General features: G+C 68.5%; 9 protein-coding genes and 3 pseudogenes. 10 read left to right on the forward strand and 2 right to left on the reverse strand.

Annotation, left to right across the window (positions count from 1 at the left end):
- Positions 1-238 precede the first annotated feature (238 nt).
- The 8 genes and pseudogenes from PV734_RS44890 to PV734_RS44925 all read left to right on the forward strand — a co-directional run.
- Positions 239-470, forward strand: a pseudogene (locus PV734_RS44890) (sensor histidine kinase); the annotation flags it as partial.
- 191 nt (positions 471-661) lie between these two features.
- Entirely contained in the window at positions 662-2,539 is a 1,878-nt protein-coding gene (locus PV734_RS44895; RefSeq protein WP_319295011.1) for an APC family permease, read from the forward strand.
- A 40-nt stretch (positions 2,540-2,579) separates the two neighbouring features.
- The gene (locus PV734_RS44900; protein WP_319090057.1) at positions 2,580-2,786 is read left to right on the forward strand and encodes a hypothetical protein; all 207 of its coding nucleotides are present in this window, start codon (positions 2,580-2,582) and stop codon (positions 2,784-2,786) included.
- A complete protein-coding gene (kdpF, locus tag PV734_RS44905) occupies positions 2,783-2,872 on the forward strand; it encodes a K(+)-transporting ATPase subunit F (RefSeq protein ID WP_009326374.1) in 90 nt (29 codons plus the stop codon). Before PV734_RS44900 ends, kdpF begins: the two co-directional genes overlap by 4 nt.
- Before the next feature lie 7 nt (positions 2,873-2,879).
- Positions 2,880-4,559 carry a potassium-transporting ATPase subunit KdpA gene (kdpA, locus tag PV734_RS44910; RefSeq protein WP_319090056.1) on the forward strand — a complete coding sequence of 560 codons (1,680 nt, stop codon included), beginning with the start codon at positions 2,880-2,882 and terminating at the stop codon, positions 4,557-4,559.
- Positions 4,556-6,691, forward strand: coding sequence for a potassium-transporting ATPase subunit KdpB (gene kdpB / locus PV734_RS44915; RefSeq protein WP_319090055.1), 2,136 nt, complete (start codon positions 4,556-4,558; stop codon positions 6,689-6,691). The genes kdpA and kdpB overlap by 4 nt, the downstream gene beginning before the upstream one ends.
- 6 nt (positions 6,692-6,697) lie before the next feature.
- Entirely contained in the window at positions 6,698-7,369 is a 672-nt protein-coding gene (locus PV734_RS44920) for a potassium-transporting ATPase subunit C (protein WP_319090054.1), read from the forward strand.
- A 181-nt stretch (positions 7,370-7,550) separates the two neighbouring features.
- On the forward strand, positions 7,551-8,234 hold the full coding sequence (locus PV734_RS44925; RefSeq protein WP_319090053.1) for a response regulator: 684 nt from the start codon (positions 7,551-7,553) through the stop codon (positions 8,232-8,234).
- Here the strand turns inward: PV734_RS44925 and PV734_RS44930 are convergent.
- Positions 8,222-8,485, reverse strand: a pseudogene (locus PV734_RS44930) (UTRA domain-containing protein); the annotation flags it as partial. The gene PV734_RS44925 and the pseudogene PV734_RS44930 overlap by 13 nt on opposite strands.
- Positions 8,486-8,502: 17 nt before the next feature.
- Here PV734_RS44930 and PV734_RS44935 point away from each other — a divergent pair.
- Positions 8,503-8,670 carry an integrase gene (locus PV734_RS44935; protein ID WP_319295013.1) on the forward strand — a complete coding sequence of 56 codons (168 nt, stop codon included), beginning with the start codon at positions 8,503-8,505 and terminating at the stop codon, positions 8,668-8,670.
- 189 nt (positions 8,671-8,859) lie between these two features.
- On the opposite strand, the pseudogene PV734_RS44940 reads toward PV734_RS44935, so the two are convergent.
- A pseudogene (locus tag PV734_RS44940) lies at positions 8,860-9,293 on the reverse strand (hypothetical protein).
- Positions 9,294-9,610: 317 nt separating this feature from the next.
- On the opposite strand from PV734_RS44940, the gene PV734_RS44945 reads away from it, so the two are divergent.
- The gene (locus PV734_RS44945; protein WP_319090051.1) at positions 9,611-10,021 is read left to right on the forward strand and encodes a hypothetical protein; all 411 of its coding nucleotides are present in this window, start codon (positions 9,611-9,613) and stop codon (positions 10,019-10,021) included.
- Positions 10,022-10,354: the final 333 nt, after the last annotated feature.

The following is a 10,354-nucleotide window of genomic DNA, read 5'->3' on the forward strand; positions in this document are numbered from 1 at the left end:
ACGACGCCCCTTTCCGGCCCGCGAAGGGGCTTGTGCAGCGGGAGGATCCCTGCTGGGCAAGGGACCCTTCTGCGCAAGGGAGTTGAACCAGTGAGCGGAGTGCGTCGGCGGCGATGAGTGACGTACGGCCCGGACGGCTGAAGGTCTACCTCGGGGCAGCTCCCGGAGTCGGCAAGACCTACCGCATGCTCGACGAGGGGCGGCGCCGCGCCGCGCGAGGGGCGGACGTGGTGGTGGGCTTCGCCGAGTGCGCCGGGGGCCCGGTCTTCCCGCCGACGGACGGGACAGGCTCCTTCGAGCCGTTCCAGCGGCTCGGCGACACCGACAACACCACCGGCCTCGGCCTCGGGCTGGCCCTCGCCCGCGGCCTGACCGAGGCGATGAACGGAACGCTCACCCCCGAGGACACCCCGGGCGGCGGTCTGACCATGGTCGTGTCGCTGCCGTTCGCGGACCGGACCGGACCGTGACCCCTGACCCCTGACCGCGACCGACAGCCGTTACCGGGATCACACAGCCGTCAGGATCCCGTCAAAGTCGGCGGCCGGGGCGCGAAGATGCCGCTAGGAGCAGTCGGAGGCGACGGGAACGGGACACAACCTGGAGTGCACCGCGCACTCCTCGGCCCCTGTGCGCGGCCCTGAAGAAGGAGCGCGCACCCATGTCCGTCCTGACCTCCCCCACTCTCGGCTTCGCTCGAGCGGGGGGACCCCCACTGCCGGATGCCGTCCCCGCCGACGAGGAGCCGCCCGATACCGGCGAACGCCATCGCCTGACCGCCGTCACCGGCCTCGCCGCCCTCTCCCTGGACGCCATGGCGTCGGTGGCGTACGGCCCTGAGGCGATCGTCCTCGTCCTGGCCGCCGCCGGTGCGCACGGGCTCGGCTTCACGCTGCCGGTGACACTGGCCATCGCGGGCCTGCTGGCGGTGCTGGTCGCCTCGTACCGTCAGGTCATCGCGGCCTTCCCGGACGGTGGCGGCTCCTACGCCGTCGCCAGGACGCATCTGGGCGCCCGCACCAGCCTGGTCGCGGCGGCCTCGCTGGTCCTGGACTACGTCCTGAACGTCGCGGTGGCCGTCACCGCCGGTGTGGCGGCCCTGACCTCGGCCTTCCCCGCCCTCTACGACGACCGGCTGTGGCTGTGCCTGGCGGTGCTCGCCCTGGTCACCGGCGTGAACCTGCGGGGCATCGTGGAGTCGGCAAGGGTGTTCATCGTGCCGACGGTCGTCTTCGTCGGCTCGATCCTCGTGCTGATCGCCGTCGGGCTGTTCCGGGCCGAGCCGGTGAGCACGGCGACGGCGGCCGGCCATGCCTCGGCGCTCGCCGACAACGCCTCCACCGTGGGGGCGCTGCTCCTGCTGAAAGCTTTCGCCTCCGGCTGTGCCGCGCTGACCGGCGTGGAGGCCATCGCCAACGCCGTGCCCTCCTTCCGTGTCCCGCGCGCGAAGCGGGCGCAGCGCGCGGAGGTCGCCCTCGGCGCCGTCCTCGGCGTGATGCTGATCGGCCTGTCGGTGCTCATCGGCCGCTTCCATCTCCAGCCGGTCGACGGCGTCACCGTCCTCGCCCAGCTCGCGGACGCCTCCCTCGGCCACAACTGGGCTTTCTACGTCATCCAGTTCGCGACGATGATCCTGCTCGCCCTGTCGGCGAACACGTCCTTCGGCGGGCTTCCGGTGCTGCTGAAACTGCTCGCCCGCGACAACTACGCGCCGCACGTCTTCGCCCTCAAGGCCGACCGTCAGGTCCACCGGCACGGCGTCCTCGCCCTGGCCGCCGTCTCCGCCGCCCTGCTGGTGTTCTCAGGCGGCGACACCAACACCCTGGTCCCGCTCTTCGCGATCGGTGTGTTCGTCGGGTTCACCATCGCCCAGGTCGGCATGGTCCGGCACTGGCGTCAGGAGCGGGGGAGGGGCCGGCAGGGGAAGACGGCACTCAACGGCTTCGGCGCGCTGCTCACCGGTGTCGCGACCGTCGTCGTCACGGTGGAGAAGTTCACGGAGGGCGCCTGGCTGATCGTGATCGCCCTGCCCCTGCTCGTGGTCGCCTTCGAGACCGTGCACCGCACCTACGGCCGGATCGGCGAACGGCTCGGCATCGGCCGCATACCGGAACCCCCGCACCGCGAGCGCTCGCTGGTGATCGTGCCCGTCTCGTCCCTGTCCAGGCTGACCTCGGAGGCGCTCACGGCCGCCTCCTCCCTCGGCGACGAGGTCCGCGCGGTCACCGTCTGCTACCCGGACCCTGAAGACCGGGCGGCCCTGCACACGCTGGAGCGGTCCTGGGCCGAGTGGGACCCGGGCGTACCCCTGGTCCGGCTGACCAGCGAGCGCCGCAGCCTGGGCCGTCCTATCGCCGCCTACGTCCGTGACGTGGCCGCCACCGAGCCCGGCACCCGCGTCACCGTCCTGATCCCGGAGACCGAACCGGAACGGCTGTGGCAGCGGCTGCTGCAGAACCAGCGGGGCGGAGTCGTCGCGCACGCCGTGCGGCGGGAGACGGACGCGGTGATCTGCCGACTGCGCTTCCGCCTCCTGTGAGCCGGACACCGGCCGCCACGACGGTACGGATCGACGCCGTATGAGTCCCGTCAAAGCCGTGGGCGCCCCCGTAAGAGAGCCGTCAAGGTGCGATCCGATCCGGCCAAAGAGGCGCTTTCCTCTAATCGTCCCTGTTCGCAGAACCTCACTCCAGGAGTTCTCGATGGCCGACCTGGCCTTCGTCGTCATCACGATCGCGGTGTTCGCGCTGGTGGCTCTCGCCGCCAAGGGGGTGACGAAGCTGTGACCGCCGAGAACGTTGTCGGCCTGGTCGTGGCTGTCGCCCTGCTGGGCTATCTCGTCCTCGCCCTGATCTTCCCGGAGAGGTTCTGAGAACGTCATGGGTCCCGTACTTGCCGGCATTCTCCAGTTGCTCGCCCTGATCGTGGCACTGGGTCTGGCCTACGTCCCGCTCGGCGACTACATGGCCAAGGTCTACTCCTCCGACAGGCACTGGCGTGTGGAGAAGTGGATCTACAAGGGCATCGGCGCCAACCCGGACACGGAGATGCGCTGGCCCGCGTATCTGCGCGGTGTCCTCGCCTTCTCCGCCGTGGGTGTCCTGTTCCTCTACCTGCTCCAGCGGCTCCAGGGCGTCCTGCCCGGCTCGCTCGGCTTCTCCTCGATCGACCCGGACCAGGCGTTCAACACCGCCGTGTCCTTCGTGACCAACACCAACTGGCAGTCCTACTACGGCGAGCAGGCCATGGGCCACGTCGTCCAGACCGCCGGGCTCGCCGTGCAGAACTTCGTCTCCGCCGCCGTCGGCATCGCGGTGGCGGTGGCGCTGGTACGAGGATTCGCCCGTTCTCGCACCGGTGAGCTGGGCAACTTCTGGTCCGACCTGGTGCGTGGTGTCGTACGCATCCTGCTGCCGTTCTCCGTCGTCGTCGCGGTCGCTCTCGTCGCGTGCGGTGTCATCCAGAACTTCTCCGGCATTCACGAGGTCGGCCAGTTTTTGAATGGGCACAGCATGGGGGGTTCCCAGCAGTGGAACGGGGGCGCTGTCGCCTCGCAGGAGGCCGTCAAGGAGATCGGTACCAACGGGGGCGGCTACTTCAACGCCAACTCCGCGCACCCCTTCGAGAACCCGACGCCCTTCACCAACCTGTTCGAGATCTTCCTGCTGCTGGTGATCCCGTTCGCGCTCACCCGGACGTTCGGCCGGATGGTCGGCAGCCTGAGGCAGGGCTACGCGATCCTCGCCACCATGGCGACCATCTGGGTCGGCTTCGTCGCGCTGATGATGTGGACGGAGTTCGCCCACCACGGCCCGGCGTTCGACATCGCCGGCGGTGCGATGGAGGGCAAGGAACAGCGCATCGGAGTAGGCGCCTCGTCGATCTTCGCGGTGTCGACGACCCTGACCTCGACGGGCGCGGTCGACTCCTTCCACTCCTCGTTCACCGGACTCGGCGGCGGAATCACCATCCTGGGCATGCAGTTGGGCGAGATCGCACCCGGTGGTACCGGTTCCGGCCTCTACGGCATGCTGATCATGGCGGTCATCGCGGTGTTCATCGCGGGGCTGATGGTCGGCCGCACGCCCGAGTACCTCGGCAAGAAGATCGGCACCCGTGAGATCAAGTTCGCGGCCTGCTACATCCTGATCACCCCGGCCCTGGTGCTCGTCTTCACGGCGGCGGCGATGGCGTTGCCGACGCCGGCCAACTCGATGACCAACAGCGGGGCGCACGGCTTCTCCGAGATCCTGTACGCGTATTCGTCGGCCGCCAACAACAACGGCTCGGCCTTCGCCGGGCTGAACGCGGACACCCAGTGGTTCAACACGACCCTGGGCCTGGCGATGGCCCTGGGCCGGTTCCTGCCGATGGTGTTCGTGCTCGCGCTGGCGGGTTCGCTGGCCGAGCAGCAGCCGGTCCCGGCGACCGCGGGCACCCTGCGGACGGAGAAGCCCCTGTTCACGGGTCTGCTGGTGGGCGCGATCCTCATCATCACCGGACTGACCTACTTCCCGGCGCTCGCGCTGGGCCCGCTGGCCGAGGGGCTGGCGTCATGACAACCGACACGACGAAGCAAGAGGACGCGATGTCCACAGCCACCCCGACCCGGGCGCCGCACAGCGATGTGCCGACCGGCCACAAGGACGAAGGCAAGGTCGGCGCGGGTGTGTTCGACCCCAGGCAACTGGTCAGGTCGCTGCCGGACGCCTGCCGCAAGCTCGACCCGCGGGTGATGGTCAAGTCCCCCGTGATGTTCGTGGTCCTCGTCGGCTCGGTCCTGACGACGGTGTTCTCCTTCAAGGACCCGGGAGACTGGTTCGGCTGGACCATCAGCGCCTGGCTCTGGCTGACCGTGATCTTCGCCAACCTGGCGGAGGCGGTCGCCGAAGGCCGGGGCAAGGCCCAGGCGGACACCCTGCGCAAGGCCAAGACCGACACGGTCGCGCGGCGCCTGACCTCGGACGGGAAGTCCGAGGAACAGGTGCCCGGCACCGAGCTGCGCATCGGGGACCGCGTCGTCTGCGAGGCCGGCGACATCATTCCCGGCGACGGTGACGTCGTCGAGGGCGTCGCGTCCGTCGACGAGTCGGCCATCACCGGGGAGTCGGCCCCGGTCATCCGCGAGTCCGGCGGCGACCGGTCCGCGGTCACCGGTGGCACCAAGGTGCTGTCCGACCGGATCGTCATCAAGATCACGACGAAGCCCGGCGAGACCTTCATCGACCGCATGATCGCCCTGGTCGAGGGCGCGGCCCGGCAGAAGACGCCGAACGAGATCGCGCTGAACATCCTGCTCGCCTCGCTGACCATCGTCTTCCTGCTCGCGGTGGCCACCCTGCCGCCGTTCGCGGACTACGCGGGCTCACACCTCTCGATGGTCGTGCTGGTCGCCCTCCTGGTCTGCCTCATCCCGACCACCATCGGCGCGCTGCTCTCCGCGATCGGTATCGCGGGCATGGACCGCCTCGTCCAGCGCAACGTACTCGCCATGTCCGGCAGGGCAGTCGAGGCCGCCGGTGACGTCTCCACCCTGCTGCTGGACAAGACCGGCACGATCACGCTCGGCAACCGGCAGGCGTCGGAGTTCGTGCCGGTGACCGGGACGACCGAGGCCGAACTGGCCGACGCGGCCCAGCTGTCGTCGCTGGCCGACGAGACACCCGAGGGTCGCTCGATCGTCGTACTCGCCAAGGAGAAGTACGGGCTGCGGGAGCGTCACCAGGGGGAGTTGTCCGGCGCCGAGTGGATCGCCTTCACCGCCCAGACCCGTATGTCGGGCGTGGACGTGGACGGCAGGAAGATCCGCAAGGGGGCGGCCGGTTCGGTCGTCACCTGGGTCCGGGAACAGGGCGGCGAGGTGTCCGAGGACGCCGGAGCGCTCACCGACCGTATCTCCGAGGCGGGCGGTACCCCGCTGCTCGTGGCCGTCGAAGACACCGACGGGGCACGGGTGTTGGGCGTCATCCACCTCAAGGACGTCGTCAAGGAGGGCATGCGGGAGCGGTTCGACGAGCTGCGCCGCATGGGCATCAAGACGGTCATGATCACGGGTGACAACCCGCTGACCGCCAAGGCCATCGCCGAGGAGGCGGGCGTCGACGACTTCCTCGCCGAGGCCACCCCCGAGGACAAGATGGCCCTCATCAAGCGGGAGCAGGCTGGCGGCAAGCTGGTCGCGATGACGGGTGACGGTACGAACGACGCGCCCGCGCTCGCCCAGGCCGACGTCGGCGTGGCCATGAACACCGGAACCTCGGCCGCAAAAGAGGCCGGCAACATGGTCGACCTCGACTCGAACCCGACCAAGCTGATCGAGATCGTCGAGATCGGCAAGCAACTCCTCATCACCCGGGGCGCGTTGACGACGTTCTCCATCGCCAACGACGTCGCGAAGTACTTCGCGATCATCCCGGCGCTGTTCGCGGCCGTCTACCCGGGCCTCGACAAGCTCAACATCATGAACCTGTCCTCGCCCGACTCCGCGATCCTCTCGGCGGTCATCTTCAACGCGCTGATCATCATCGCGCTGGTCCCGCTGTCCCTGCGAGGCGTGCGGTACAAGCCGGTCAGCGCCGACAAGATGCTCCGCCGCAACCTCACCGTCTACGGCATCGGCGGGCTGGTCGCCCCCTTCGTCGGCATCAAGATCATCGACCTGCTCATCTCCCTCATCCCCGGGATCGGCTGAATCGCCATGAACAACTCGGTCACGAACACAGCCCGGTTGCTCTGGGCGGGCCTGCGTGCCCTCCTCGTGCTGACCCTGGTCACGGGCGTCATCTACCCGCTGGCCGTCACCGGCGTCGCCCAGGCACTCTTCAACGACAAGGCCAACGGCTCGGAGATCAAGGCGGACGGCAAGGTCGTCGGCTCGTCCCTCATCGGGCAGGCGTACAACCTGCCGCTGAAGAAGGGCGAGGAGACCCCCGCCCCCGACCTGAAGTGGTTCCAGGGCCGCCCGCAGAACGGCCTCGGCAGCAACAGCGTCAACACCCAGTACAAGCTGATCCTCTCCGGCGCGACCAACCGCTCCGGCGACAACAAGGACCTCATCGACTGGGTGACCGCCGCCAAGGCAGCCGTCGTCAAGGACAACTCGGTCGCCGGCTACACGGTCAAGCCCTCGGACGTACCCGCCGACGCGGTAACGTCCTCCGGCTCCGGCCTGGACCCGGACATCTCCCCGGAGTACGCCGACCTCCAGGTCCACCGGATCGCCGAGCAGAACGGCCTGACCGTCGTCCAGGTGCGGAAGCTGGTCGACGACCACACCGAAGGCCGCACCCTCGGCTTCATCGGCGAGCCCCGCGTGAACGTCCTCGAACTCAACATCGGGCTCAAGGAACTGGTGGCGAAGCAGAGTTGATGCCGTTACGTGCTGATCCGCGCGGGAGCCGGCGACCTGGGAGCCGCCATGGTTTCGCCGACTCCCGCCGCCATGGGGCCGGTTGCGATACTCCAGGGTTCCCTGACACCCCCTCGGAACCTCACGCCCGCCCACCCGCTCGCTCGCCCGCCCGCGCGTACGAAACGAAAGGCGTACACCCATGACGAGGGTGTTGGTGGTGGAGGACGATCCGCAGTTGGTAAGGGCCCTCGTGATCAGCCTGCAGGCACGCCGGTACGGGGTCGACGCGGCGCCCGACGGCACCACGGCCCTCCGGCTGGCGGCCACACGTCAGCCAGACGTGGTGATGCTCGACCTGGGCCTGCCCGACATGGACGGCGTCGATGTCATCAGGGCACTGCGCGGCTGGACCCGCGTACCGATCCTGGTGCTGTCCGCCCGCCAGGCGTCGGACGAGAAGGTCGCCGCCCTCGACGCCGGCGCCGACGACTACATCACCAAGCCCTTCAGCATGGACGAACTCCTGGCCCGCCTGCGGGCAGCCGTCCGGCGCACGGAGGACGCGCCGCTCGTTCCCGAGGCGTCACTGGTGGAGACCGACGAGTTCACCGTCGACCTGCTGGCCAAGAAGGTCGTACGAAGTGGCCGGGACGTGAGGCTGACCCCGACCGAGTGGCACCTGCTGGAGATCCTGATCACCAACCCCGGCCGACTGGTCAGCCAGAAGCATCTGCTCCAGGAGGTCTGGGGAGTCACGACCGGCAACAAGACCAACTACCTGCGGGTCTACATGGCCCAGCTCCGCCGCAAACTGGAGAGGGACCCCTCCCACCCCCGCTATCTGATCACCGAGCCCGGCATGGGCTACCGCTACGAGGGGTGACGTGACACGCGGCAAGCTCCGGATTCGCAGTGAGCGGCGGGCACCACGATGTCCGCCGTCTCCACGGGCCGTCCCTCATCGCTGTAGTACGTCCGCCGGATGTGCGTGACAAGGGCGGCTTTCTGGATGCCGAGAAGCGACTCCTCTTCAGCGGTCGCCTGCCTCGGCTCCGGCTGCTCCACGGCGTGGCTGACGGTGATGCCGCTCGAGGCCATGCGGTTCACGACACCCGCCCCGGCGTGCGGACAACCGGCACACGCGCCTCACGATGTGGCTCAATGACGGGATCCCGCCCGCCCAGGTGGCCGACTGGGCCGGAAACAGCGTGCCGGTGCTGCCGGCCACTTACGCCCGGTGCGTCGAGGGGCAGTTGCCTGACTTGAAAAGGCGCCTGGAGGCTGCGGGCGATCTCCCCGAGCTGCCCGACGCCGACTGAGGTTCCTCGCCGAGAACTTCGACACGGCCCCCCGTGGAAACCCGGTGACAGCCGGACAGCCCCGGAACCTGCCCCTTGATCGTCGGGGGAGTGTCCGGGGCTTCACTATGCCGAGCGAAACCCGCTCTCCGCTGTGAGGCCACGGTCCTCGTCGCGGCCATCAACGAATGGCTGTGACCAGACGCGTCGCTAGAGCTCGTAGTCCTGGGCCAGTTCCTCCCAGCGAACGCTGCCAAGCGACCCATCAGCATCCTCACCCGACGGGACATCCGGGGTGGCCTGGAACCAGACCACGACAAGAGCGGAGCGGTACAGCACAGGGTCGAGCTCAGGAGCGACCGCTGTCGAGCCGAAGACACCGATGCAAGCCACGGAAGGCAGCACCTCAACAGGGCCGAAGGCGCCGACGGTCTGGTCCGGGTACTCACGGGAGGGCTGAACGAGATGGAACGGCGTGGAGGGAAACGCGCGTTCGGCCTGCCACTGGAGACCGCTGACCGTCATGTCGTTGACGCGCTTGCACGGGTAACCCTCCAGCATCCCCCCCCGTAGGTCGACGACATCCGCAGCTCAATGAGCTCGATCGAACGACCAGACGAGAGGACTATGCGGCTCAGTGGCATCCCGACACCCTATGCGCGTGATCCACTGCTGGCGCACGTCCTAGGCGGGGACAAGCAGCCCACCTTGCCTGACTGTCGTCCGCAGCTGGCATTCCAAGTAGTCGTAGGCGCCTGAGCTGGGGTTTCGGAGTGAAATGCGGCCCGTCTGGACCCCAGCCGACGAAAGCCAGCCACGACGGAGGGCGCGCCGATCGACCAGGCGCGCGTGTGCCTCGCTGTACCCCCACCGGCCTCAGCCACGATGTCGACGGCGTCCTCCAGGGGGTACCCGTCCATTCGTGGAACCGTAGGCGGTGTGTTCGATGTCGTGTCATCCCGTGGACACAGCCAAGTCGAGACCCGACTCATGCCTCCCCTGGGCGGCCTCCGCGCTGTTCGGAGCTGCTGTCGGCTGCGGCGCATGGTCTCTGACCGTCTGGGCGCGCGCGTACTGTGACGCGGGCTACGACGCCGGCGGACGCTTCGAACTCAACTTCCTGCTTCCTCTCGTAGTGGGAGCCGAAGCACTCGTCGGGCTTGGGGCGTGGGCCGTCGGCCGACGCCTGGTGCTCGGCCCGCGGAGGGTGGTTCGTGTCTCGCTGTCGGCGTTGCTGGTGGTTGTTGCGACGGTGGGGCTGGCGTGGTGGTTCTTCGCGAGCCGAGGGACGCTGGACGGCTATCCAGGCGACTCTGGCCTCTGCCCGGCGAGCAACGTCCCTCCGCAGTGGCCTGGCTGGATTCCTGCTTGATCGGCCACAAGTGGTCTCCGGTGGCCTCGGCCTCCCCGAACTGCCCGACCCCGGCTGACGTTTCTCGCCGAGAACTTCGACACGTATTCGACACGGCCACCAGCGAAAACCCGGTGACAGCCGGACAGCCCCGGAACCTGCCCCTTGATCGTCGGGGGAGTGTCCGGGGCTGCGGCGTGCGAGTGAAACCCTGACCTGACCAGCAAAAAGGCCCTCCCGAAGGAGGGCTGAGACTTGCGCCCCCGGCAGGACTCGAACCTGCGGCCAAGCGCTTAGAAGGTGTGCGAGGTTTAGCGATGTGCTTACCTGCGTCTTTGCAGGTCGCCCCGAACC

This window comes from Streptomyces sp. AK08-02 (assembly GCF_033795085.1).
GTDB lineage: Bacteria > Actinomycetota > Actinomycetes > Streptomycetales > Streptomycetaceae > Streptomyces > Streptomyces echiniscabiei.

Coding starts and splice junctions, on each gene's coding strand:
- PV734_RS44895 (WP_319295011.1), top strand. CDS start 662: ATGTCCGTCCTGACCTCCCCCACTCTCGGCTTCGCTCGAGCGGGGGGA.
- PV734_RS44900 (WP_319090057.1), top strand. CDS start 2,580: ATGAGTCCCGTCAAAGCCGTGGGCGCCCCCGTAAGAGAGCCGTCAAGG.
- kdpA (WP_319090056.1), top strand. CDS start 2,880: ATGGGTCCCGTACTTGCCGGCATTCTCCAGTTGCTCGCCCTGATCGTG.
- kdpB (WP_319090055.1), top strand. CDS start 4,556: ATGACAACCGACACGACGAAGCAAGAGGACGCGATGTCCACAGCCACC.
- PV734_RS44920 (WP_319090054.1), top strand. CDS start 6,698: ATGAACAACTCGGTCACGAACACAGCCCGGTTGCTCTGGGCGGGCCTG.
- PV734_RS44925 (WP_319090053.1), top strand. CDS start 7,551: ATGACGAGGGTGTTGGTGGTGGAGGACGATCCGCAGTTGGTAAGGGCC.
- PV734_RS44935 (WP_319295013.1), top strand. CDS start 8,503: ATGTGGCTCAATGACGGGATCCCGCCCGCCCAGGTGGCCGACTGGGCC.